22 protein-coding genes are annotated in these 21,931 nt (G+C 68.5%); 7 read left to right on the top strand and 15 right to left on the bottom strand.

Annotated elements, in window-relative coordinates; translation table 11 throughout:
- Window positions 1-67: 67 nt before the first annotated feature.
- Both N7L95_RS01140 and N7L95_RS01135 read left to right on the top strand, forming a co-directional pair.
- Window positions 68-1,003 carry a DMT family transporter gene (locus N7L95_RS01140; protein WP_301257989.1) on the top strand — a complete coding sequence of 312 codons (936 nt, stop codon included), beginning with the start codon at window positions 68-70 and terminating at the stop codon, window positions 1,001-1,003.
- Between the two features lie 239 nt (window positions 1,004-1,242).
- Window positions 1,243-1,845: a LysE family translocator gene (locus N7L95_RS01135; protein WP_301257988.1), complete on the top strand. Its 603-nt coding sequence runs from the start codon at window positions 1,243-1,245 to the stop codon at window positions 1,843-1,845.
- A gap of 308 nt (window positions 1,846-2,153) precedes the next feature.
- Here N7L95_RS01135 and N7L95_RS01130 read toward each other — a convergent pair whose 3' ends face one another.
- Window positions 2,154-2,579: a BON domain-containing protein gene (locus N7L95_RS01130; RefSeq protein WP_301257987.1), complete on the bottom strand. Its 426-nt coding sequence runs from the start codon at window positions 2,577-2,579 to the stop codon at window positions 2,154-2,156.
- A 333-nt stretch (window positions 2,580-2,912) separates the two neighbouring features.
- On the opposite strand from N7L95_RS01130, the gene N7L95_RS01125 reads away from it, so the two are divergent.
- Window positions 2,913-3,137, top strand: coding sequence for an MbtH family protein (locus N7L95_RS01125; RefSeq protein WP_301257986.1), 225 nt, complete (start codon window positions 2,913-2,915; stop codon window positions 3,135-3,137).
- A gap of 175 nt (window positions 3,138-3,312) precedes the next feature.
- Window positions 3,313-4,977, top strand: coding sequence for a hypothetical protein (locus N7L95_RS01120; RefSeq protein WP_301257985.1), 1,665 nt, complete (start codon window positions 3,313-3,315; stop codon window positions 4,975-4,977).
- Window positions 4,978-5,093: 116 nt separating this feature from the next.
- Here N7L95_RS01120 and dusA read toward each other — a convergent pair whose 3' ends face one another.
- Window positions 5,094-6,056, bottom strand: a complete 963-nt coding sequence (gene dusA, locus N7L95_RS01115) for a tRNA dihydrouridine(20/20a) synthase DusA (protein ID WP_301257984.1) — start codon at window positions 6,054-6,056, stop codon at window positions 5,094-5,096.
- Window positions 6,057-6,207: 151 nt separating this feature from the next.
- Between dusA and N7L95_RS01110 the strand changes: the two genes are divergently transcribed.
- Together N7L95_RS01110 and N7L95_RS01105 are read left to right on the top strand one after the other, a co-directional pair.
- A complete protein-coding gene (locus N7L95_RS01110) occupies window positions 6,208-7,212 on the top strand; it encodes a tyrosine-type recombinase/integrase (protein ID WP_301257983.1) in 1,005 nt (334 codons plus the stop codon).
- 84 nt (window positions 7,213-7,296) lie between these two features.
- Entirely contained in the window at window positions 7,297-8,013 is a 717-nt protein-coding gene (locus tag N7L95_RS01105) for a PEP-CTERM sorting domain-containing protein (protein WP_301257982.1), read from the top strand.
- On the opposite strand, the gene lysC is transcribed toward N7L95_RS01105, so the two are convergent.
- The 9 genes from lysC to N7L95_RS01065 are packed head-to-tail and all read right to left on the bottom strand — an operon-like array spanning window position 8,000 to window position 16,816.
- Window positions 8,000-8,239, bottom strand: a complete 240-nt coding sequence (lysC, locus tag N7L95_RS29710) for an Rz1-like lysis system protein LysC (RefSeq protein ID WP_435870047.1) — start codon at window positions 8,237-8,239, stop codon at window positions 8,000-8,002. The two genes, N7L95_RS01105 and lysC, sit on opposite strands and share 14 nt — an antisense overlap.
- The gene (locus N7L95_RS01100; protein WP_301257981.1) at window positions 8,148-8,549 is read right to left on the bottom strand and encodes a hypothetical protein; all 402 of its coding nucleotides are present in this window, start codon (window positions 8,547-8,549) and stop codon (window positions 8,148-8,150) included. The genes lysC and N7L95_RS01100 overlap by 92 nt, the downstream gene beginning before the upstream one ends.
- On the bottom strand, window positions 8,546-9,049 hold the full coding sequence (locus N7L95_RS01095) for a hypothetical protein (protein WP_301257980.1): 504 nt from the start codon (window positions 9,047-9,049) through the stop codon (window positions 8,546-8,548). Before N7L95_RS01095 ends, N7L95_RS01100 begins: the two co-directional genes overlap by 4 nt.
- Window positions 9,046-9,372 carry a hypothetical protein gene (locus N7L95_RS01090; RefSeq protein WP_301257979.1) on the bottom strand — a complete coding sequence of 109 codons (327 nt, stop codon included), beginning with the start codon at window positions 9,370-9,372 and terminating at the stop codon, window positions 9,046-9,048. The genes N7L95_RS01095 and N7L95_RS01090 overlap by 4 nt, the downstream gene beginning before the upstream one ends.
- A complete protein-coding gene (locus tag N7L95_RS01085; protein WP_301257978.1) occupies window positions 9,356-9,757 on the bottom strand; it encodes a hypothetical protein in 402 nt (133 codons plus the stop codon). Before N7L95_RS01085 ends, N7L95_RS01090 begins: the two co-directional genes overlap by 17 nt.
- Window positions 9,758-9,766: 9 nt before the next feature.
- Window positions 9,767-12,313, bottom strand: a complete 2,547-nt coding sequence (locus tag N7L95_RS01080) for a hypothetical protein (RefSeq protein WP_301257977.1) — start codon at window positions 12,311-12,313, stop codon at window positions 9,767-9,769.
- A 31-nt stretch (window positions 12,314-12,344) separates the two neighbouring features.
- Window positions 12,345-13,964 carry a phage terminase large subunit gene (gene terL, locus N7L95_RS01075; RefSeq protein ID WP_301257976.1) on the bottom strand — a complete coding sequence of 540 codons (1,620 nt, stop codon included), beginning with the start codon at window positions 13,962-13,964 and terminating at the stop codon, window positions 12,345-12,347.
- Window positions 13,951-14,334 carry a hypothetical protein gene (locus N7L95_RS01070; protein WP_301257975.1) on the bottom strand — a complete coding sequence of 128 codons (384 nt, stop codon included), beginning with the start codon at window positions 14,332-14,334 and terminating at the stop codon, window positions 13,951-13,953. The genes terL and N7L95_RS01070 overlap by 14 nt, the downstream gene beginning before the upstream one ends.
- A 1-nt stretch (window position 14,335) precedes the next feature.
- Complete coding sequence (locus N7L95_RS01065) at window positions 14,336-16,816, bottom strand: hypothetical protein (protein ID WP_301257974.1); 2,481 nt, start codon at window positions 16,814-16,816, stop codon at window positions 14,336-14,338.
- A 6-nt stretch (window positions 16,817-16,822) separates the two neighbouring features.
- On the opposite strand from N7L95_RS01065, the gene N7L95_RS01060 reads away from it, so the two are divergent.
- The gene (locus tag N7L95_RS01060; RefSeq protein ID WP_301257973.1) at window positions 16,823-17,014 is read left to right on the top strand and encodes a hypothetical protein; all 192 of its coding nucleotides are present in this window, start codon (window positions 16,823-16,825) and stop codon (window positions 17,012-17,014) included.
- Here N7L95_RS01060 and N7L95_RS01055 read toward each other — a convergent pair.
- Genes N7L95_RS01055 through N7L95_RS01040 form a run of 4 tightly spaced genes read right to left on the bottom strand, consistent with a single transcriptional unit; the run spans window position 16,998 to window position 21,930 of the window.
- Complete coding sequence (locus N7L95_RS01055; RefSeq protein ID WP_301257972.1) at window positions 16,998-18,914, bottom strand: hypothetical protein; 1,917 nt, start codon at window positions 18,912-18,914, stop codon at window positions 16,998-17,000. The two genes, N7L95_RS01060 and N7L95_RS01055, sit on opposite strands and share 17 nt — an antisense overlap.
- Complete coding sequence (locus N7L95_RS01050) at window positions 18,914-20,923, bottom strand: hypothetical protein (protein ID WP_301257971.1); 2,010 nt, start codon at window positions 20,921-20,923, stop codon at window positions 18,914-18,916. Before N7L95_RS01050 ends, N7L95_RS01055 begins: the two co-directional genes overlap by 1 nt.
- Window positions 20,924-20,932: 9 nt before the next feature.
- The gene (locus N7L95_RS01045; RefSeq protein WP_301257970.1) at window positions 20,933-21,475 is read right to left on the bottom strand and encodes a virion core protein, T7 gp14 family; all 543 of its coding nucleotides are present in this window, start codon (window positions 21,473-21,475) and stop codon (window positions 20,933-20,935) included.
- 2 nt (window positions 21,476-21,477) lie between these two features.
- Window positions 21,478-21,930, bottom strand: coding sequence for a GNAT family N-acetyltransferase (locus N7L95_RS01040; protein WP_301257969.1), 453 nt, complete (start codon window positions 21,928-21,930; stop codon window positions 21,478-21,480).
- Window position 21,931 lies beyond the last annotated feature (1 nt).

Below are 21,931 nucleotides of genomic sequence, written 5' to 3'. Positions count from 1 at the left end.
CTGCGGCACCGGCCTGGCGGCCGGCCTGCCGGCGGCGCCTTCCCTGCAGGCTTTGCTCCGGTCCTTCATGACGTTTTCTCCTATCGCCCATCGCCCTCCCATCCTTGCCTACACCGCCCTGGCCACCAGCATGGTCCTGGTCGGCAGCTATGTGGCCTTGTCCAAGGTGCTGGTGCTGGTGTTCCCCGTGATGCTGCTGGCCTGGCTGCGCTTTGGCATTGGCGCGGTGGCGATGGTGGGCTGGCTGCGCCGGCAGCCCGGCGAGGCGCCGCTGTCGCCGCGTGACCGCTGGCTGTTGTTCTGGGAATCGTTCTTCGGCAATTTCCTGTTCTCGGTCTGCATGCTGTTCGGCGTGTCCCTCACCTCGGCCCTGGCAGCCGGGGTCATCATGGCGGCCATCCCCGCGGTGGTGGCCATCCTGTCATGGCTGTTGCTGAAGGAGCGCATCAGCGGCCGAGTGCAGCTCGCCATTGGCTGCGCGGTCGGCGGCATTGCACTGCTGGCGGTGGCCAAGACCTGGAATGCCGGGCCGGCCGACGCATCCGGCCAGGGCCCGGCACTGCTTGGCGACCTGCTGCTGTTCATCTCCGTCTGGTGCGAAGCCACCTATGTGGTCATCGGCAAGAAGCTGACGGGCACCCTGTCCGCCAAGCGCATCAGTGCCCTGGTCAACCTGTGGGGCTGGGCGCTGGTGACGCCCTTTGGTCTCTACCTCGCCTGGCGCTTCGATTTCGCCAGCGTCGCAGCGCGCGATTGGGGCCTGCTGCTGTTCTATTCGATCGCCGCCAGCATGGTCACCGTCTGGCTGTGGATGAGCGGGCTCAAGCAGGTGCCGGCCGCGTCGGCCGGCGTGTTCACCGTGATGCTGCCCATCAGCGCGGCAGCGGTGGGCGTGCTGTTCCTCGGCGAGGCCTTCGGCGCCATCCACCTGGGTGCCTTCACCCTGGCGCTGCTGGGCCTGGTGCTGGCCACCTGGCCCGGCCACAAGGCGCGCAGCGGCTGAGCAGCGCGACACTGGCCCTTGGTGCAGCGGCGTTGCGGACGCGCACGGCGCCGCCGTACCGGTCAGCGGCGCCCTCTCTGTATCCGTCGCCACGCCAGTACAGCGTCGCGTTGTCAGTGCCGCGATGTGCTGGGCCCGCGCTTGGCCTTGCCGCTACGCTGCAGACCTGGCGGCAAGCAGCCTCTCGCGCATGGGGCGACGGTGATGGCGCTGCGCCGCTTCCATCCGTCCTTCTGCCGATGTCCTTCGATCAATTGCTGGCCTTTTGCGCCTTTGCCGCCATCGGCTCCGTCACGCCGGGGCCCAACAACACCATGATGCTGGCCTCGGGCCTCAACCATGGCTTCGTCCGCTCGCTGCCGCACCTGGCCGGCATCAGCATCGGCTTCACCCTCATGGTGCTGTCCATCGGCCTCGGGCTGCATGCGGTCTTCGTCCAGCTGCCTGCATTGCAGGCGGTGCTCAAGTACGCCGGCGCGGCCTACCTGCTGTGGCTGGCATGGCAGCTGGCGAAGTCGGCGCCCATGGGGTCGCAATCACCGGCGGCGGGGGCGAAACCGATGAGCTTCCTCGCCGCGGCGGCCTTCCAGTGGGTCAACCCAAAGGCGTGGGTGATGGCGGTCGGGGCCGTGACGACGTACCTGCCTCATTCGTTCCAGGCCCACGACGCGCTGCTCCTCGCCCTGGTCTTCGGCGTGGTGAACGCGCCCTGCGTCGGGGCCTGGGCCGCCTTCGGCGTCGCGATGCGCCGTGTGCTGCAGGACGCGCGCTCGGTGCGCGTCTTCAACTTCATCGCGGCCGGCCTGCTGGTGGCCTCGCTCTACCCCATCCTGGCGGCCTAGCGTCGGGAGCACCCGGCCCTCGGCCTCCGGGGCGCGCGCCGGTACCCGCCGGTTCGTTCGCAGGCAGGCGCCGGCTGCGCGCCTGCCCCAAGCGGGGGCCGGGCCGCAGGGGCCGAGGCACCCATCCGGCGCCGCCCTCCAGCCCAGGCGCTGGAGCTCCTGGGCATTGCCGGGGGTGAAGGAACCACGCCGCCGCGTCTTGCAACGTCGAGGGCGGCCGGCAAGCGGGCTGGCCGAAGGAAGAGGCATGCCCCGCTCACTGTGCCGGCGCCCCGCACCGGCCGTTCCCGAGAACAGCAGGCCGTGGGCTACGGCTGCACCCCGCGGGCGCCGTCCGTTTCGGACGGGCCCACCTTCATGAAGTTGTTGACACAGTGGATGCCTTCCACCTGGCGAGCCACCCTCACCGCCGTCTCGATCTGCTCCGCCGACGAGATGCCGCCCGACAGCGTGGCCACCCCACCGGTCACCTTGACGTGGATCTTCTCGCGCATCAGCGCCTTGGTGAACTGCAGCTTGGTGGTGACCTTCATCGTCAGGCCTTCGTCACGGAAGAAGCTGGGCTCCCCGGCACGGCAGGCCGCCTGTGCCGGGCTGCCGGCCAGGCACGCGCCGCCGGCCAGCAGGCCCAGCCAGGCCGCACGCAGCCACCGGCTCGCGGTGCGCCGTGTTGCCGGGGTGGCAAGGGGGACGTCAACGGCGGCTCTCCGGTCCGCCGGCAGCTTGTTGTGCATCTTCGTGTCTCCATCGGGCTGGAGCCGTGATGCTAGATCATCGAGGTGTCGCCGCATGCGGTCTTCCGGCGCTGCTTGCAACCTCCTGTACCGGCCCCACACCCCGCCAGCTCCGGCAGGCCGCCATCCACCGCCCCGGCAGGTGGTGCAGGCGCTCGCCACTTGCTTCACAAATGAACTGACAATTTTCGCAGTACACAAGATCCATCTTGCTGCCACCCTCCGTACTGTCGCGCGCCCGGTCCATCGCGGTACGGCAGCTCCTGCTCCGTCCCGGCCATGCCGGCCGATGCACTCGCATGCGAACCACCTGCCCCCGCAACGGAGCCCTTCATGAGCCACGCCTTCGACAGCCATGACGACCAGGCCAGCTTCCTGGTACTGGTCAACCGTGACAACCAGCATTCGCTGTGGCCGGGCTATGCCGGCCTGCCGGCCGGTTGGCGTGCCGTGCACGGTCCGGGCACGCGACAGGATTGCCTGAGGTATGTCGAGCGGCACTGGAGCGACATGCGGCCGGCCAGCGTGGCGCGCGGCTCGCCGGCGCCGCCGCAATAGCCGCCACCCGCAGGTCGACCGGCCGGCGATGGCCAGCCGGCGCCAGCGCGCACCCGCGAGTGAGGGGCCACGCCCGTCCCCCGCATTCCGGTGGCCCGGCCTTGTCCCTGCCACAGCCAATATGCCAACTCCGGTAAGCTCCGCCGCGACAAGATCCAACGACGGTCGGAGTGCCATGTTCCTCATCCTGCCAACCGCCGGGCCGATGCGTCCGGCCGGCCGCCCCATCGCGGGTGCACTGACGCTGCTGCTGTGTGCAGCCCTGGCTGCCTGCGGTGGCGGGGGTGGCTCGCCCTCCTCCAGCGGCGGCATTGGTGACCCTTCGGCCGGAGGCGGTACCCCGCCGTCATCCCCGGGGCCGGGCGATGGCGGTGCGCCATCCACCCTGCCGGCCGGCCCTGCGGCCTTCTACCTGTCGCCCTCCGGCGATGACCGGGCCAGCTGCCGCAGCGCCGACACTGCCTGCAGGAGCTTCGCGACGGTGTTTGCGCGCATGCCGGCGGGCGGCGAACTGGTGCTGCTGGACGGCCGCTATTCGGCCGCTGCCGGCACCGGCACCCTGCACTGGGACAACGGCAGCCACTCGGCGCAGCCGCCTTCCGGCACCTCGGCAAGCCCGACCTATGTGCACGCGCTGCATCCCGGCAAGGTGACCATCGAGGGGCCGCTGTTCATCGGTCGCTCCTTCCGCAAGGACAGTCACATCCACCTGCGCGGGCTGACCTTCGAGGGCGGTGGCCAGCTCTACAACAGCAGCTTCGTGACCATCAAGGACACGGGCTTCCACGGCGCCTTCGGCATCGGCACCAACGACCACGATGCGGGCAACACCGACAACCTGGTCGAGGACGTCTGGGTCTGGGCTGCGGGCGAGCGGGCCATCGCGATGAATTACCGCAGCCATCGCAATGTCTGGCGCCGCATGGTGGTGCGCGGGGACGGCTGCGGCACCGCGGCGTGCGCGGGCTCCGGCAATCCCAATGTCGGTTTCACCGTCTATGACTCGCAGGACGTCTCGGTGCAGAACGTGCTCGTGCTCGATCGTGTCCTGCTTCCGGGCGATGCACCGTATGCCGACTTCGCGATCGCCTCGCACACCGGCGGGCTGTATCGCTTCGGCCGCAATGAATGGCTTGGCACGCTGTCGCTGCATGCGCCGGACATCGGCTACTACATGGAACCCGACGCCGGTACCACCGTCAGCCCGACGCTCACCGTGTCGAATGCGGTGGCCTGGGATGCGGCCGCCGGCGGCTTCAACTTCGACCGCGCGGGCAACGACTTCCTGCTGGAGCACCTGGTGGCCCATACCCGGGCCGGCGACGCCCTGCGGGTGGGGCCGGCCCTGGCCGGCAGCGGCGGCGTGCTGCGCAATGTGGTGGTGGCCGGCAGCGGCCGCTACGGGCTGAACTCCGCCTTCGCGGCCAGCCATGTGAACATCTCCGGCCAGTGGAGCGAAGGCAGCTTCAACCAGACGACCCCCGCGCCCCTGAGGGGCGGTGATCCACTGCACGACGGCTCACTGAAGTACCCCACCCGCGTGGAGGACGGCTCCCCCTTGGCGGCTGCCGGCCAGGGCGGCCACGATCTTGGCGCCACCCTGCTCCATCGCTATGGCCGCGACGCTGCCCGGCATGGTGAGCCTGGCTACCGCGAGCCGACGAACACGCCGCTCTGGCCGTGGCCCAACGAGGCACGCATCAAGGCGGAGATGTGCACCGCCACCCGCCGCGGCTTCTGCTCCCAGGGCAAGCGCCTGGATGGCCTGCGGCCCGTGACCTTGAGCTCCTATGTGTGGGAGGCCCTGGGCCATCCCGCACCCTTGTCGGTAGCGCCGTGAGCCGCTCGCTCCGCCGGTGCGGCATCGCTTCGGCGGGGCCGCCATCGAGGCGACGGTGGCCGCGCCTGGCATGACGGGCCCGTAGCTGGCGCGGCGAGTCCGCCGGCCCGCAGCCTTCAGGCGGCGATCGCTGCGGCTTCGCGTCCCAGCCGCGCGGCCAGCGCGCGCCGGCTGACCTCCGCCGGGGGCAGGCCCTTGAGCCGGTGGTCTGACCACACCTGGCGCCAGCGGCGCGCGCCCGGCAGGCCGTTGTAGAGCCCGAGCACATGGCGCATCACGTGCGCCCACGGCACCCCCTGGGCGGCCTGGCGCTCGCAGTAGCGCACCATCTCGGCCTCGACCGCTTCGCGCTCACAGGCGGGCTTGTCTGCGTCGCCAAAGACCTCGGCATCCCAGCCGGCCATCAGGTAGGGGTTGTGGTAAGCCTCGCGGCCCACCATCACGCCATCCACTGACTGCAGTTGCTCCAGCACCTGTGCGGTGGTGGTGATGCCGCCGTTGAGGGCGATGGTCAGGCTGGGGAATTCGCGCTTGAGCCGGTGCACCAGCTCGTAGCGCAGCGGCGGCACCTCGCGGTTTTCCTTCGGGCTGAGGCCCTTCAGCCAGGCATTGCGGGCATGCACGATGAAGACCTGGCAGCCGGCGGCCGCGATGGTGCCCACGAAATCGCGCACGAACTCATAGCTTTCGACCTTGTCGATGCCGATGCGGTGCTTGACCGTGACCGGCAGGTCCACCGCATTGCGCATGGCCTTCACGCAGTCGGCCACCAATTGCGGCTCAGCCATCAGGCAGGCGCCGAAGGCGCCCCGCTGCACCCGCTCGCTGGGGCAGCCGCAGTTGAGGTTGACCTCGTCATAGCCCCACTGCTCGGCCAGCTTCGCGCAAGCCGCCAGATCGGCCGGCTCGCTGCCTCCCAGTTGCAGCGCTACCGGATGCTCCTGCTCGTTGAAATCGAGATGGCGCGGCACGTCGCCATGCAGCAGCGCACCGGTGGTCACCATCTCGGTGTAGAGCAGGGTGTGGCGAGTGAGCAGGCGATGGAAGTACCGGCAATGGCGGTCCGTCCAGTCCATCATCGGGGCAATGGAAAGCCGCCAAGGGTTGCCAGCGCTTGATTTCTCAAGGCTGGCGCCAGGTTGCGTAGCAGTGCCGTAGCACGTTTGTCCACTCATTTGCAGGGCAAACCATGCGTTTACACTCCCGCGGTGCTACGGAGAGTGCTACGAAATGGCTTCCATCATCAGGGTTGGAGAGAAGTGGCGTGCGCAGGTGCGCCGCAAAGGCTTCCCGCCGCAAACCAAGACGTTCGACACAAAGATTCTCGCCGAGAAGTGGGCCCGCAAAATCGAGAGCGAGATCGACCACGGCCGGGCCGGGCTCAATGTCACGGGCAAAGGCCTCACCGTGGGCCAGCTCATCGACCGGTACACCACGGAGGTCGGCGAAGCGAAGCCGTTCGGCAAGAACAAGGCGGACGTGCTGAAGAAGCTGAAGCTGCACCTGCAGAACGTCGAGGCCGGCACGCTGACCGCCGAACGCGTGGTGCAGTACGTCACCGAGGAGCGCCGGGTTTCCGGCGTGACAGCGGCCATCGACCTCACCTACCTGAAGGGTGTGTTCAAGGTCGCGAAAGCGCTGTGGCGCTTCCCTGTTCAGCCCTCGGTGATCGACGATGCCCGCGAGATCCTGAAGTACATGGGCCAGGTGAACCGCTCCAACGAGCGCGACCGGCGCCCCACCGCCGAGGAAATCGAGAAGCTGCGCGGCTGGTTCCTGCTGCACTCCAAGAGCCTGACGCCCGATCTGATGGATTTCATCCTGGACAGCTGCTTCCGGCCGCCCTCCGAGATCACGCGGCTGCTGTGGTCGGACCTGAACGAGGCCGACAGGACCATCATCATCCGTGACCGCAAGGACCCTCGGAAGAAAATCGGCAACCACCAGACGGTGCCCCTGCTTGGCCGGTGCTTCGACATCATCATGAGGCAGCCGCGGATCGGCCCGCGCATCTTCCCGGTGAACGGTAAGAGCTGGAGCAGCATCTTCCCGCGAGCTTGCGCAGCCCTGGGAATCGATGACCTGCAGCTGTATGACCTGCGGCACGAAGCAATCAGCCGTCTCGTCGAGAGCAAGAAATACTCGCTCGCCGAGATGATGCTCATCACCGGCCACAAAGATCCGAAACAACTGATGCGCTACACCCAACTCAGAGCCAGAGACCTGCACCGCTGATCCCCCTAAATGGGGGAGACGGGATCACCGCCGCCGACCTACCCTGACGGCCGCCCGATTCCGGGCGCAACCTCAGGAGTCCACATGCGTTACACCCTCGGGCTGGCCCTCGTGCTGGCCCTGCCGGCGCAGGCCGGCGTCCTCAACCACAGCAGCACCGCGGTGGCCGACTTCGGTCTCGGCGAGGCCGTTGGCCGTATGACCGGCACCACCACGTCGGACGAGAGCATCTACAACTACAACCCCGAATGGGGAGCTCACTCCGGCCCGTGGCGCGTCTATGCTCCGGACGGCAGCTACCGGGAAAGCCGGGCCTTCGCGGCGCCGATCGGCTTCTTCGCCTACTCCACTGACTTCAACTCGAAGTTCGAGAGCGTCTTGTCGATGGATAAGGGGTTCGCTTCGGTGCTGATCGAGCCCTGGTGGAACATCATCCCATCGGCCATGCCGATCCGTTTCTCGAACGGCTCCATCACCGGCAGCCTGTTCCTTGAGGACACCACGACCGGAACGAAGATCGATGTGACGGCCGGCGGCGTCTTCCAGCTGACCGGTGCACCGAAGACGCTGCGCCTGACGGGCACGATCACTGGGACCCCGGGGCGCGGCATGGTGCCCGGCACGCCGAACTGCGGCAGCTTCGACTGCATGGTGCCCGCGGCCGACGAGCGGATGGCCTTCCGCATCGGATTCCACGGCCTGCCCATACTGCCGGCGGTGCCGGAGCCTGAGACCTACGCGCTAATGCTGGCCGGGCTGGGCCTGCTCGCCGCTGTGCGCCGGAAGGTCAAGGCTGCGTGACGCCGCGGGCCCAGTCCGCCAGCGCGCGGTGCCGGGCCCGGCATTCGGCGGCCAGCGCCGCCCGTTGCTCGAGAAGGGGCAGCGCCTGGCGTAGCGTGGTCGCCTTGGCTGGCAGCCGCGGCGGCGCCGGGCATTCAGCGAGCAGGCTTTGCTCGGGCGGTGCTGGCCGGGCCAGCGTCGTCGATGGCCTGGAGGCGCAGCCACACAGCAGCAGGGACAACAGCATCGCCGGCAGAGCGCGGGCAGCTGGGCACGGGTTCGTTGAGGGCTGCATCAAGGGCCTCCTGTGTCTTGGCCAGCTCGGCCTGAATGGCGGCCGCTGCTTCCTGGTGGGCGGCAGCGGCGCGGGCCGCCAGCCGCTGATCCTCGGCGCGCCGCTCATTGGCCAGGCGATCGGCCTCGACGACTGCCGCATCCCACTTGTCCTGCACCGCCCGGCCCCCGGCGCGGTAGGCCCAGCCATGCGACAGCGCCAGCCCGGCCAGCACCGCGGCAGCGCCGAGCACGCGGGGCGACAGCCAGGCCGGCAGGATCATCCCAGCACCGCCTCGCGGGCCGCCCGGTGGAAGCCGGCCCAGGTCGAGCGGTGCGGCTTGCCCGGGCGCCACGTGCGTTTGGCGTAGAGATCCCAGGCTCCAAGCTCGTCGGTCACGGCTGGCAGCGGGTGCGGGTCGGTGAAGAGCAGCAGGCGGGCCACGCCGGCGGCGAGCACGTCATCGTCCTCCAGCGAGTCGTAGATGAAGTCCGGGTCAAAGTCGACGCGCCGCGCCTTGCACAGCTCGTTCAGCCAGAAACGGCTGGCTCGGTGCAGGTAGACGCCCCACACCCCGCCCTGGCTCTCCAGCGTGCCGCGCTCGAACTGCCACAGCCCACGTGCCGGCCCGCCGCCGTTCTGCCGCCGGTACCGTAGCCGTGATTCCTGCAGGCCGACGGCCACCAGCATCACCCGGGCCTGGTTGGAGTCCATAGCATCGGGCAGCAGCGCCAGCGCGGGATCAATGGCCGTCTCGATGACGTCCTGAATCACTTCCTTCACTTGGGAACCTCCGGCAGGGTGTCGAGCTCGCCCCAGTCGGTCTCGCGCCGCATGGGTGTCTGAGGCTTGTTGCGATTGCGCCAGACCGCTTGCAGCACCCAGGCGGCAGAGGCCAGCATCATCAGGACGTGGGCGGCCGGCGGTTCGGTGTCCTGGCTCCAAACCATGGCGATGGAGCCGGCGGCCGCCACCCCCACACCGAGGGCGACCAGCACCCGCACAGATATCTCGCCGAGGCGGGCCGCCGAGAGGATGCGGAGGGCGGCGAGGAGGACGATGATCGAGCTGAAAAGCAGAACCGAGTCTTCAAGGATTTGCAGCATCGCTGCCCCCTACTTTCGTAATCCTCCCGCGCAGCACACCGAAGGCGAGCGGCCCGACCCGGTGGATCAGCGCCGCGATGACGAAGGCCAGGCCCCACCGCTCGATCTTGGCGAGCGGCGCGGTCAGCGAGAACTCCGGGGCCAGGGACAGCAGGACGGCGCTGCCGACGATCCCGGACAGCACGCTGACCAGGACCAGGCCCAGGACGTTGAATCCCCAGCGGAAGGAAAGCGGCTCGTCCCGTCGACCGTCCAGCCAGACGGCGACGAGCGAGCCGAGGAACGCCCAGAGGATGACCTCCTCGGGCGGGCGGCCAGCCGCTACCGCGGTCGTGCTGGCCGCGGCTGCGACCCCGGTAGCAATGGTGGTGGTGACTTCGGCCATGGCGGTCCTTTAGTTGTCGGAGAAGCCGCCGGCCCGCAGCCAGTAGGTACCAGTCCACACCAGCGTGACGCTATCCGTGTTGTCGCCGATCGTGATGTCCGCGCCGAGCTGCATGTTCCCGGTACCGTCCTTCAGCACCACATCCCGGGTAGAGGTGAACGTCTTCACGGCAATGAGCTGCCCGGGCACGCCGCCGTTGATCGTGTCCAGGTCATCGGTTGCGGCTGACGCCTCGGTGTCGACCGTCAGCATGCGGATACCCCCATGCGGTACCGCGACTACGCCGGCAGCAATAGTGACGTTGCCGGCCCAGTCGTCGTCCACGATAGATCCGGCCGCAGCAGAAAGGTCGTAGATCGTGGCCAGCGCCGGTGCGACGGTTCCCCGAGCGCGAACGCCACTTGTCGTGCCAGTGGCCCGCACAGCCCTCGCACCCGAGGTAGCCAAAGGAGCATCAACATGCAGCCCGTCGACGAAGGGAGAGCTGCAATCGGTGAATCGAACCGCGGCCGAGCTGCTGGTGCCGTTCGCGCCGGAGACAAGCCAACGCACCCGCGCTTTGCTGACCGATGGCCGATCGCACCGGCACTGGATGCCACTACCGGAAACCGACCGCACGAACGCCAACACCCCTTCGATATCTACGTCTGGGGTGTCGTACTGGATCATGATCGAGCCAGAGGCGCTGTTCCCGTCGTAGTGGCCACCACTGATTCGCAGCCCCTTGGTCGTGAAGGCGGTAGCGCCCAGGGTGCTATTGCCGCAGATGAGCCCGGACGATGAGGCATTGCGAGCTACGCAGTCCGTGACGTGCGCGAACTCGCTCTCGGTGCTGTTTAGCGCCGTGGCCGGCCGGAGATCGAAACCGATGCTGGCCTGGTCGCTCTCGCAGCTGACCAGCTTCGCGCGCGACTTCTCTACCGTGGAGCCAAGCGATACACGGAACCCAGAGGAAGCCGACTTGTAGCTCTTGCACCCGATGGCCTGGAACGAGCTGCACTCGTAGTTGAAGCCGGCCGAGCTCGAGTTGTAGGACCGCAGGTTGATATCGGTCAGGTCTTCGACATTGGCGTGCGTGTCCCAGGCGTCACCCGAGTTCACCGTGTCGTAGCTGACCGAGTTCTGCCGAGTGAGGCCACGGATGATCCCGTAGTCCCCGCTCGGGGTAGAGGTGGTAGCAGCATGCCGGCAGCGCCGGAAGACGCCGCCGTCAAGCAGGATGTCCTCGCAGCATCCCACGACGTTCAGCCCATAGCCCGAACTGGCGTTGAGACAGTCGGAGACGTCGACATCTCGCACGCGCACATTGATGCTGTTGCGAATCTCGATGGCCGAGTCGGCGCAGTGGCGGGCCCGCAGGCCGCGCACATCGCAGTTCATCACCCTATCGAGACGGATCGGGCGGTGACCTACGGCGGGGTTGTCGGAGCCGATCAGGTACGCACCGCCGAAGTCGATCGACACGTTGCGAACCGGGGTGATCTTGCGGATCTTCGCGGAAGCCGCTGTGGTGTAGGGGCCGCCGCGTAGCGGGCCGGTGAACGTCACAACGCCTGAGGCAACCGACAGGACCTCGCGGTGCTCGCCAAACTTCGCATTCGACCAGCCGGCGTCGTAGACGCTCTCCGACACGACCTGCACGAGGTCACCGGCCGCGAACCCGGCCTCAGCACCCGCTGCGATGGACACGCTGGTCGCGTTCTTCGCGGCGTCGGCTGTGAGGTTCACGAACGAGCCGGCCGAACCCGCGATGCTGAATAGCGCCGTGCCGGCCGGTGCTCCGCTCAGATCGAAGACTGCGCCCGGTGCGATGGTGATGCGCGCGCCGGCAGCGATCGGAATGTTGCCGGAGACCAGGCGGTAGTAGCCCGGACCGATCACCCCCTCCGATGTGGCGGCAGCGGCCCAGGAAAGCAGCGCTGCGTCGGCGGTAGTGGCTCCGGTGGTATCGACGCCGAAGTCAAGCGCCGAGGTCGTCTCTCGCAACTTCGACTGAATCGAGCGCACCACAGCACCCGATGCGAGCTGGAAGAACGAGATGGCATCCGCAGAGGGGGCGCCGTTGTAGGAAGCAGCAACCGCCGAGGCTACCTGGCTGACTGTGAAAGGCGTCGCTGTCGGCTCTCCGTCCTCGCCGAACATCAGCAGGTGCTCGGCGCGCGCCTCTGCGGCCGGAAGAATCTGGATCTGCTCCGGGTATGGCGCCCTCAACGCTCCACCGAGTCGCAGCAGGTGCCCCTGCAGCGCCTGCCAGATGCGGTCGAAGTCCATATCCACCGTGTTGGCCAGGAAGTCGCCGTTTTCCTGGTAGTCGTCCTTCCGTTCGAGTGCGATCTCGCGCAGCAGCTCAACACGGATGCCGGCGGCCGGCGGCACGTTGAAGATCACGCTGCCGCCCACAGTGCTGCCGGAGACGATGTAGCCCGTGGTCTGGGTGACGCCTCCCACCTTCACTACCAAGTCCGCGAGACGCAGGAGCGTGAACGGATAGGCGAACGTCACGGTGACGCCGTTACCGACGTGCTCAATGTAGGGAGTCTCTTGGGGTACGGGCATGCTGTCCTCGCGCAATGCGCAGGGACAGCCGTCATTCGGCGTCGGCCAGCTCCACCTCGTGGACCCCTGCGCTTGGACGCCAATCGTCGAGGGGGGTGGGGGTCGGATTCCCGACCATGCGGCCGATGCGCACCGGCTCGTCGCTCATGGCCGCAGCGGCTGCGTCGAGTTCGTCGTCCGGCTGCTCGGTGACGGCGGGGTTCCAGTCGCGCATCTTCTCGGCCACCTGGTCGTAGACGCTGACGTGCGCCCACAAGTAGCCGCCCGACAGCGGGGGCTCGAAGGCGCTGAGGATGCGCAGGTTTTTGTTGCCGGTGGTGTGCAGGTCCTTCACGCCGCACTGCAGCTTGCGAGCCTTGAGTGCTGCTTTAAGCAGTCCGGGCGAATGAGTGCCGACGCCGTTGGTTTCGACCGTCACGCGCGGCACCTGCAGCTGCTCCACCACGTCGCAGATTTGCCAGACCTGACCGCCGATGATCTTGCCGCGGTCGTCGAAGGTGGCGATCTCCCCCTCCAGCGCCACGGCGCGATGCCAGTACATGCGGCCGGCGTCGTCCTGCAGCACCAAGCACAGGGCCGATACGTCGCTGTGCAGCTTGCCGCCAGACGGGTCCCAGCGCATCGAGCAGCTGACGATGTTGGTGCGGCCGAGCCACATGGTGTGCTGGCCGTTGCTGGACCGGAAGACGGGCTCCACGTCGTAGAGCTTCATTCGGTCGGGGTCGAGCCGCACCTCGTGGATGGGCTTGCTGTGCAGCTGGTACTGCGAGTCCCATTCATTGATGGTGCGGGTACTGCGCCGGCGCTTCTCCAGCTCGGCCCCGTCGAATCGCTCCGGCCAGGCAACTCCGGCGTAGCAGTCGACCAGCCCGCCTGGAGGTGCGGCGAAGACAATGCTGCCGCGATCGAGGCGATAGTCCTTGCCGCGCTTCAGCAGCCTGGCCTTGGCTCCGATGCCGGCGAAGACGAACTCAGGCACGAAGGGCAGCTGGTACGCCTCCAGCTTCGCGTCCTCGATCCGGTGCTCATGCTCGAACATCCGGACCGTCAGGCAATCGGCGCCCTGGCGCTCCTTCTCGTCGTAGAGGCTGTCGTGCGTGTGCGGAGTGCCGATGAACAGCTGACGCCCGCCGGGCACCATGATGTGGGTCTGCTCGCCCAACCGGTACCGCAGCTTCTCCCGGGCCTCCGGCGTCTGGATGTTTCGGGGCACCTCGACGTCGTCGTTCTGTGCCTCGTCGCATCGGGCGCTCGTGACGTTCGATAGGATGCCGCAGGCAAACATGCTGGCGTTCCGGGCGTCGTCTGCGCCCTCGACCCACCATTCCTGCACACCGCCCTCTCGAAACATGCCGCGCGTGAGCGGGTGATTGCGGAGGACGTTCTGGGTGTCGCGGCTCGTCTTGTAGGCGGTGCGGTCTGCTTCCGACTGATGGAGAATGCGATAGGTCGGGTCGCGGTAGTAGCGCCAGGCGTTGTAGACGGCCAGGATGGTCGACTTCGAGAACCCGCGGTGCGCCCGCAGCACGGCTAGGTCGCCGCGGTGCTCCATCCAGTGGCACACCCGGACGTGCACCGCCGGCACTTTCCACTGCCGGTGCTTGCCCCACAGCAGGTAGAAGGCGGCGAACGAGATCTCACGGCTTGCCATGCACGCGCCGGTCGAATTCGCGCTTGCGCGCCTCGCGGGCCACCTTGTCCATCAGCGCTTGGGCCTGGGCCTCGGCTTCCGCCACTTCCTTGTCCAGTTCGTCCTCGCCATCGCTCACAGCTGCCGGGCTGTCATCGCCGCCTGCGGTCTTCTGGCGCACCTGGTCGACAAGCGCGACGATGCGCTGCGCGCAGGCCAGCGTGGCGACAGCATCCTTCTTGCACCAGTAGCGGTCTCCGCGTGTCTGCTTGTCCATCTTGGCCGGCTGCAGGCCGGCGCCGGGCCACGCTTGCGGGTCGGACTCCTCGATGAAGAGGTCGATCAGCTGTTCCGCTCGCTCCTGCAGCGCGTCGAATTGGTCCTGTCGCATGTCATTCCCCCAGTGCGTTGGCGAAGTCCGGCGCCCGGTCGGGGCCGCCGCTGCCCGGCTCCCACCAGAAGCCTTGCCCCCAATCCTTCTCAGCCTTGTCTCGCATGCGCTGAAGGTACCCTGGCGACAGGTTCTCCTGCAAGGCGTGGAGGCCCATGTGGTCCAGCGCTCCCTTCGCGTACCAGAGATTCAGGTATGGCAGATGGCCCCGTGCAAACCGTAGAGCCTCCGCGCCGATGTGGGTGTCTTTGCCGGCAGCCGCCTCGTCCGCGTTGCCCTTGGTCAGCTCCCACAGATCAGCGGTGCTGGTGAAGGTTGGTCCCAGCAGCATCTTCCCTAAGGTGTCCAGCTGCCCGCGGTCCTCTGTGGTATCGGCGAGCAGCATGTCTCCGACGAAAGACAGACCACCACCGGAGGCCATGGCCTTGGCCCAGAATTTCGGTGAGTCCATTTCGGCCGGGTCTTTGCCTTGTACAAGCTGCTTGGTCTGAAACGCGATGGCGCCCAGGATGGTCATGCTGACAATGGACGAGGCAGCGTATGCGAGACGGTTCGCCACCAAAGGCGCTCCCTCCAGATCCCGATCGCCTTCAAGCATGCGCCGCCAGTGGCGAGAGATCATGGCAATGGGGAAGCTCTTGAACTGCATCACTCCACGAGCAAGCTCGCCGTTGATGGTGCCGGCCTGCTTACCGCCCCAGGTCTGCACCGCCTTGGTGGCGAGATCGGGGTTCATCACGGCGTACTCGCTTTCATCGGTGATCAGACCCAGCACCTTCGCCACCACCTCGCCGGCGCGCGGGTCGCCGGTGGAGCGGATGGCCTCCGGCGTCAGGAACCGTTGACCCTGAAACGTGGTGAGCTGCGCTTGCGTGACGACATCCCAATCAGCCTCCGTCAGCCCCTTGCGCTGCAGGTGCGACCGGTCCCATTCGGTGAGATCCGCCCATCGCTTGTTCGCCATCTTGGCCAGGCCGCCCATCATCGTCATGGAGAAGCCGCGGCGCAGCGTATCCGTCCAAGCGTTCATCAGCGACAGCTTCATGGTGCTGTTCGCCAGCCGGCCGGACCAGTTGTTGCGGATGTTGTCGCCGGCCCAGCGGTTCAGGTCGCTGAGCATGGAGTCGGCCATCACGCCGTGCATGGCCAGGAAGTCGCGGGCGCTGCTGTCGGTGGCCATCTTTCCGACGTTGCGGATAGCGTCCCAGTAGCTGAGTTTGTTGTACCCCGTGGTGACGAAGAAGTCCTTGATGTCAGTGACACTTTGCAGGACCGCGCCGGCCAGCTTGCCGAACGTCTGGATGTTGCGCGTGTCCTGGGCGATCTGCGCCAGCCGGGCAGACACCGGGCTGCCGGTCGTGCCGCTGAGGATGTCCCAGTAGGCCGGCGGCTTGTTCCCGAACACGCGGCGTAGCGTGCCATCGGCTCTTTCGGCGATGTCGAACTGCACGCGCATCTGGTGTGCCGGGTTCGGCCCGTAGCGCTCGACGAGGCCGATGTCGCGCGACAGGCCGCCGATGTGGCCGAGCATGGCGTCGTACATGCTGCCGCCGCCGAACTCGCTCATGTAGTCGAGGTAGGCCTGCCCGTCCTTGAAGTGGATCTGTCGGCTGTCGCTGCCGCGGTTGGCGCGGGCGCCGGAGCCCTTGAACGCACCCGGCGCCGTCTTGTTGAGGCCGTCTGTGGCGATGGTCTCGTGCGCCGCCTCCAGGAACTGCAGCACCTCGGCGTCGTTCATGAGGCTGCCGTCCTCGCGCAGGTACCGACTGCGGTCGAGCTTGGGCAGCAGCTTCTGCGCCCACGCTGCCGGGCCGGCGTCGCGGACGCGCGTGGTGTCGTGCGGCTGCGGCAGATAGCCGTAGTCGAGCTGCCGGATGTCGCCGCCTGCCGCGTTGAAGCGCTGCCGAAGGCTTTCGATGGTGTCGAGCCAGGCCTTGGCCCCGGCCTTGGCCAGGGTGTTGCCGGTCGTGCCCGCGGCGCCGCCGAAGATTTCGGTCACCATGTCCCGGGTCATGGCCGGGTTGTCGGCGTCGAACAGGAACATCAGCGCCCGCCGCCCGGCGCCGGCACCCTGCCGGCTGCTGGCCGCCTCGATGGCGTCGATCATCCCCGTCATTGCCTCGCGCTTGATGCCCTCTATGTAGTGGCCGGTGGTGTTCATCTCGTGCACCAGCGCCACACTGCGGCCCGAGCCGTACTCGGCCGCCTGGGTCTGGATGCGCTGCTCGGTCGCTACCGTGGCCAGGGCCTGCTTCTGGGCGTTGGTGACCTTGCGCGCCGCCTCTGCCTGGATGTCGTTCTGCGCCTGCAGCGCCGCCTGCATCACCCGCTGGTCCTGCGGCATGGCGCGCCAGCGCACCGGGTCCTGCCGGGCCAGCCGGCGCATCGTCGCGCTGATGCGGTCATCGATGGCCTTGATCTGCGCCGCGGTGAGCGTCCGCCCAGCTGCGGTGTTGACAGCCTGAATGCATTGGGGTGTCATCGCTCGATGTTCCTGTTCCTGAAGACGTTTGTTGTGATCCTGGGAATGACGCTCATCATTCCTCTGGCGGTGGCCGCCGGGTCTGGCAGCTGGCGCACGGCCTGGCGGGCCTGGAAGGAGTACGTGCTCTTCTTCGTGCTGCCGTGCTGCGCCATCACAGCCACCGCCGCTCTGGTCGCGCTCATCGAGCGCCTGTAAGGAAGCACTGCGCCGCCACTTGCAGCAGCGGCGCGTCGGCTGCCTCGGCAGCGGCTTCGGCCCGAACGGCGGCCATCACCTCTGAAAGCGGCTTCGGGGAATCCATCCCTTCCAGCATGACGAGCATCTCGCCGTGGGCGGCCTCGATCTCCGCAAAGCGGGCGGCGTCGGCGTCCTGGGCAGCGGCAGCCGGCCGGCTTTCGGCGGGCCGCGCCTCGGCACCCGGGCGCGGCAGCGGGTCCGGCGCCGGTGCTGCTGGTGCTGCTGCTGAACCGCCCTCCTTCCCCTTCCCCGCAGGCTGAGCGCGGCCTGCAGGTGATGCTGATGCTCGGCCCAGCTCGCCGCCGCGCGCCGCGTCGCCCACGGCTGCGGCCAGCGGGCGCTGCCGGGTGGCCGGTGCATCGACCTCGGCGCGGTCAGCCCTCATGGCCTGCAGCTGGCGATCAAGCAGCGACAGCGCCGCAGTCGCGCGCTGCCCCTGAGCGTTGCGCTCGAGCGCAGACTCCAGCCGCTCAATCCGGGCCTCGAAGTCGGCGACGGTCTCCTGCAGCTGCTTCTTGGCCTTGGTCTGGGCCTGCTTGTAGCTGACGCCCTCGGCGGCCTGGATCTCCTTGGCCAAGGCCTTGAGGCCGGCGTCCGAGGTGTCGGGCGGCAGGCGCTGCAGCTCGGCCAGTTCCTCCCGCATCGCGCGCACGGCGCCGGCCTGTGCCAGGTCGCCGGCCTCGGCCAGGAGTTCGGCGCGCTGCCCCTCGAACCGCTCGATCATGGTGTCCATCACGCGGGAGGCAGCCACGACATCGGCCGGCACCAGGTCGGAGACGTCGGCCCGGCCGCCGCGGGCGAGCTGATCGGAGGCGCGGGCGACGGCTTCGAGGTGGGCGGCAGCAGCCTGGATGTCTTCGGCACGGCCCAGGTTCCAAGACTCGACCGTCTCCCGGATGAGGCTCACCCGGGCTGCCTCCACCACCTGCTCGTCGATGGCACGCGCCACCGGCGTCCGCTCGGATGGCGGCGTTCCGGTTTCAGCCCCTTCTGTCGCGCGAGCGGCCAGGCCTGTCCCGCCTGCAGCCGGTTCTGTCACGCGGGCCCGGCGCCCTGCACCGCGCATCGCCGCCGCGCCGAAGCCGAGCGGCAGCAGCGTCGAGAGCGTGAGCCCCACCGGGTCGAAGGGGTCGTAGCGGTCGGCCAGCTGGCCATAGTCAGCGCCCTGCAGGATTTCGCGGGTGGCCGCCTGCTGGGCAACGAAGGAAGCCGGGCCGCCGGCCAGCGCCAGCGCGCCGGTTCGTAGCCACGTCGTGCCGGCCACGGGGAGCGCGAACCCGGCGGCCGTCAGCGCGCCGGTGACCGCGCCGACCTTCATCCGGGTCTTCGCGTCGACACCGGCGTCCGCCAGCTCGTCCGCCACCGTCAGGCCTTCATCGGCACCGGCCACGATGGCGCCTCCGCCCGGGCCCAGCACCATGCCGGCGCCGACCGCCTTGGTGCCGACCCGCACGATGTTGCCGACGATCTGCTCGGACCAATGCGATGTGAGCGGATCGGGGAGGTAGTCCTTGGCCACGTTGCGGAAGACGTCTCCGCCATCACTGCGCAGGTTGACGCCCTCGGCGCGGATCTTCTCGGCCGCCGCCTGCGATTCGCGCCGCTCCTGATCGTTCTGCGTCGAGAACATGCCGCCGGCGCTGGCGGTGCCGGTCGCGCCCAGCACCTGGCCGAAGGCGCCCAGGATGTCGGCGCTGTGGCCAGCCACCTCGGCGGTACCGGCGGCAGCACCCTTCGGCGCCGCGCTGAGCATGCGCCAGAAGCTGAAGGCCGGCGCCGGCGGCGCCACCGGGCGGGGCCGCTGCACCAGGTCGGTAAGGGCCGCGTCGGTGCTGGCCTGGAAAGCGTCGTCGAGCATCAGCGCACCTCGATGATGATGGGGCGGCCCTTGTCGTCGGTGGCCACGCCGGCCCCCGCCTGCACCGCGTACCGGCCCTGCCCGGCATGGATCAGCACCGCCTCGCCGACCTTGCTGAGGAAGTCAGCCGCCGGCACCGGCTTGCCGCCGATGAAGACCTGCTCGGCCCTGATGTCGGCCGGCGTGAGCGAGCGGATACGCTTGTCGAAGGTGTTCGCGTCCATGCCATAGGGCAGCGGCACTTTCTTGCCCGCGCGCTCCACGATGCCGCCGGTGGCCAGCTTGATCGCCTTCTCGACGTCGTCGTCGTTCTCAGACTTGAGGCCCGCATGTGTGAGCACCGCCGCCTCGATCATGGTCTCGCGCAGCTCCTGGTTTGGGTATGCGTCTCCTATCGCCTTGATGACTTTGGCGCGGTCATTCTTTGCAGTGGTGTCGCTCTCCTTCACCGTCTGGTCGCGGATGGCCTGGGCACCGCGCAGCACCAGCTCGGATGTGTAGCGGCCGGCTGTGGTTTTGGCCCCGGCCATGCCAATAGCGATACCCAAGGCCTTGTCCTTCGGCGCCAGCTGCCGGCCGAGCGCCGCCGCCTGCTGTGGCCCCATGGCGGTGGCCATCTGCGCGATCGCGCTGGACCGCTGATCCACCGGCAGCACGTTGATGAGCTTGCCCACTTGGTCCGCTTCCTCGCTCGTGAGCGGCGACACCGCCTGCCCGGCCCAGGCACCGACCACCTGCGCCGACTGCTGCCGGGCGCCGAGGGATGCCACCAGGCCGGCGACGCTGCGGGTGTCGATCGGCGCGATCTCGGTGATCACGCCGCGCTGCAAGCCGGCGCGCAGCGGGTCTTCCTGGAGGTCGCGGGCCGAGCCGTCCAGCACCTTCTGCAGCGCGTCGCGGCGCTTAACCAGGGCCTCGCTGGCGCCGTTCTGGGCGATGGCCGCGTTGACCTGGTCGAGCGCTGCGCGCTGCACCCGGATCGGCTGGGCCGCGAAGCCGCCGACCTCCCGGGCCTGCTGCTGAAGCGCCCGCAAGCCGCCGGCGTATGGCGTGCCGGCCGTTGCCGCCGCCAGCCGCTCGTACTCGTCGGCCGCCAGCGGCACACCAGAGTCGACTAGGCGCTGCGCCGTCTCGAACGCCGCGCCGGCCCGGCGCAGGTTGGCCTCGGCCTGCCGGGCCGCGCGCTGCGCCGCAATCTCCTGCTTCTGCAGGATGTGGGTCTCGTACCCGTCGAGCTGGGCGTCGAGCTGCGCCCGGCGCTGGGGATCCAGGCCGGCGAACCCCTCCCCGGCCAGCACCTCCCGCGCGCGCCGGATGCTGCCCATGTCGTCCTTGGCGCCGCGCACCAGGCTGAATGCCTCTGTGAAGGTGGTCCGCTCGGTGAAGCCCTGCTTCATCTGCGCCACCTGCTCGGGCGCCAGGCCGGCCTGAGGTCCGAGCGCGTCGATCTGGGCGAAGAACTCGGCCTGCGCGCGAGGGCGGTCGCGCTGCGCCATGCGCTGGTATTGCTCGTCCAGCGCCAGCAGGTTCGCTCGCGTCTCCTGCTGGTCGCGCTTCGTGACGGCATCTCGCACGCCGTTGAGGCCGCGGCGCGTCAGGTTCTCGAACTCGACGGTCAGCTGCCCCGAGAAGTCAGGCGACACGCCATCGAGCCGGCCCTCCAGCTTCTCTTGAACGCGCTGCTGCCAGACCTCGGCCGCCTTGTCCTTGGGGATGGAGCCGTCGACGATGCCGCGGTTCACCTCGTCCTGCAGGTCGGCCAGGTCGTTGATGGTGGTGGTGCGCACCCGGGCGGCGGTGGTCCGCTCCTCCAGGTCGCGCTTGCGCATCTCCTCCTGCATCTGCAGCTGGTCGACGCGCGTCTGCCGCGCCATCTGGTCGACGGCCACGTTCTGGACCGTCTGGCCGAGCTGGGCCAGGGCTTCGGCGCTGGCGGTGTTGGCTGTGACACGCGCCGCCTGCTGAGGGGCGGCCACCGTGTTGCCGAAGTTGCCGACTGGGATCTTCATGCGGGCTCCTTACGGGCCGACCCGGATAGACCGGTCGTAGACGGGCGCCGGAGCCTGCGTGCCGGACCAGCCTGGCCCGCGAGAGCGCCAGCCAGAAGCGCCGAAGGCCTGGGAGGCACCCGACAGCACCGTGCCAATGGAAGAGATGTTGGCCGCGCGGCGGGCGTCCTGGCCCTGCTTCACGATGGAGCGCGCCTGGCTGCTGAGCTGCCGGCCGCCACGGTTGCCGCTGATGATGGCGTTGAGCGCGTCGCTCTCGGCGTCCTTGATGATCTGCTCCGTGATCTTCAGCGCCGTGCCTTCACCCACCGACACGCCGGAGGCCGACAGGGCCGCGTTCGCCTCGCCCACCTGCGCCCGCGCGGCGCGTCGAATGCGGTCGGCCTGGGCCTCGGCCGCGTCCTGCTCGGCGCCGGCTTGCTGGTTGATGGCGCGGCCTTGGGCCTCTGCTGCCGCTTCCTGGGCCTTGCCGGCCTGCTGCTGGCCATAGACGCTGACCGCGGTGCTGGCACCAGCTGCCATCACGAACGCGAGTTCAAGACCTGTGCACATGCTCAGCCCTCCAGAACGTCGAAGATGGGGCCCACGTGGCGCAGGCCCATGCGGCGATATAGCTGCTCGGTCTGCTCGACGTGCACGCCGGTGCTGATGCCAGCCGTTGCCCGCGCCACACCCAGCCGCTTGGCCCACGACCGGTAGGCCATGAGCAACTGCGCCGGCAGCAGGGTGCCGCGGTGCGCCGGGTCCACGAACATGCACAGGTCGAACGCGCACAGCGCGTCGGAGAACCACTGTTCGCTGGCAGCGGCCACCATGCCGCCCACTACCGTCCCCTGCCGCTCGCCCACCACCACGAAGCCGCGCGGGCTTTCGATGAGGGTGGAGAGCATGGCCTGCACCTTCTCGGGCCGGTACGGCATCACCCGAAACTCGGGCGACTCCTCCACCATGAGCCGGCCCAGCTCAACCAGGCGCGGGAGGTCTTCAGGCGTTGCTTGTCGGATCATG

The organism is Eleftheria terrae (assembly GCF_030419005.1).
GTDB classification, from domain to species: Bacteria; Pseudomonadota; Gammaproteobacteria; order Burkholderiales; family Burkholderiaceae_C; genus Caldimonas; species Caldimonas terrae.
Note: the sequence above shows the minus strand (reverse complement) of the source record. Positions and strands in the feature narration are given on the sequence as shown.

Bases quoted from the DNA above. Each gene is read 5' to 3' on its own strand.
- N7L95_RS01140 (WP_301257989.1), top strand. From the start codon at position 68: ATGACGTTTTCTCCTATCGCCCATCGCCCTCCCATCCTTGCCTACACC.
- N7L95_RS01135 (WP_301257988.1), top strand. From the start codon at position 1,243: ATGTCCTTCGATCAATTGCTGGCCTTTTGCGCCTTTGCCGCCATCGGC.
- N7L95_RS01130 (WP_301257987.1), bottom strand. From the start codon at position 2,579: ATGCACAACAAGCTGCCGGCGGACCGGAGAGCCGCCGTTGACGTCCCC.
- N7L95_RS01125 (WP_301257986.1), top strand. From the start codon at position 2,913: ATGAGCCACGCCTTCGACAGCCATGACGACCAGGCCAGCTTCCTGGTA.
- N7L95_RS01120 (WP_301257985.1), top strand. From the start codon at position 3,313: ATGTTCCTCATCCTGCCAACCGCCGGGCCGATGCGTCCGGCCGGCCGC.
- dusA (WP_301257984.1), bottom strand. From the start codon at position 6,056: ATGATGGACTGGACGGACCGCCATTGCCGGTACTTCCATCGCCTGCTC.
- N7L95_RS01110 (WP_301257983.1), top strand. From the start codon at position 6,208: ATGGCTTCCATCATCAGGGTTGGAGAGAAGTGGCGTGCGCAGGTGCGC.
- N7L95_RS01105 (WP_301257982.1), top strand. From the start codon at position 7,297: ATGCGTTACACCCTCGGGCTGGCCCTCGTGCTGGCCCTGCCGGCGCAG.
- lysC (WP_435870047.1), bottom strand. From the start codon at position 8,239: ATGCTGTTGTCCCTGCTGCTGTGTGGCTGCGCCTCCAGGCCATCGACG.
- N7L95_RS01100 (WP_301257981.1), bottom strand. From the start codon at position 8,549: ATGATCCTGCCGGCCTGGCTGTCGCCCCGCGTGCTCGGCGCTGCCGCG.
- N7L95_RS01090 (WP_301257979.1), bottom strand. From the start codon at position 9,372: ATGCTGCAAATCCTTGAAGACTCGGTTCTGCTTTTCAGCTCGATCATC.
- N7L95_RS01085 (WP_301257978.1), bottom strand. From the start codon at position 9,757: ATGGCCGAAGTCACCACCACCATTGCTACCGGGGTCGCAGCCGCGGCC.
- N7L95_RS01080 (WP_301257977.1), bottom strand. From the start codon at position 12,313: ATGCCCGTACCCCAAGAGACTCCCTACATTGAGCACGTCGGTAACGGC.
- terL (WP_301257976.1), bottom strand. From the start codon at position 13,964: ATGGCAAGCCGTGAGATCTCGTTCGCCGCCTTCTACCTGCTGTGGGGC.
- N7L95_RS01070 (WP_301257975.1), bottom strand. From the start codon at position 14,334: ATGCGACAGGACCAATTCGACGCGCTGCAGGAGCGAGCGGAACAGCTG.
- N7L95_RS01065 (WP_301257974.1), bottom strand. From the start codon at position 16,816: ATGACACCCCAATGCATTCAGGCTGTCAACACCGCAGCTGGGCGGACG.
- N7L95_RS01060 (WP_301257973.1), top strand. From the start codon at position 16,823: ATGTTCCTGTTCCTGAAGACGTTTGTTGTGATCCTGGGAATGACGCTC.
- N7L95_RS01055 (WP_301257972.1), bottom strand. From the start codon at position 18,914: ATGCTCGACGACGCTTTCCAGGCCAGCACCGACGCGGCCCTTACCGAC.
- N7L95_RS01050 (WP_301257971.1), bottom strand. From the start codon at position 20,923: ATGAAGATCCCAGTCGGCAACTTCGGCAACACGGTGGCCGCCCCTCAG.
- N7L95_RS01045 (WP_301257970.1), bottom strand. From the start codon at position 21,475: ATGTGCACAGGTCTTGAACTCGCGTTCGTGATGGCAGCTGGTGCCAGC.
- N7L95_RS01040 (WP_301257969.1), bottom strand. From the start codon at position 21,930: ATGATCCGACAAGCAACGCCTGAAGACCTCCCGCGCCTGGTTGAGCTG.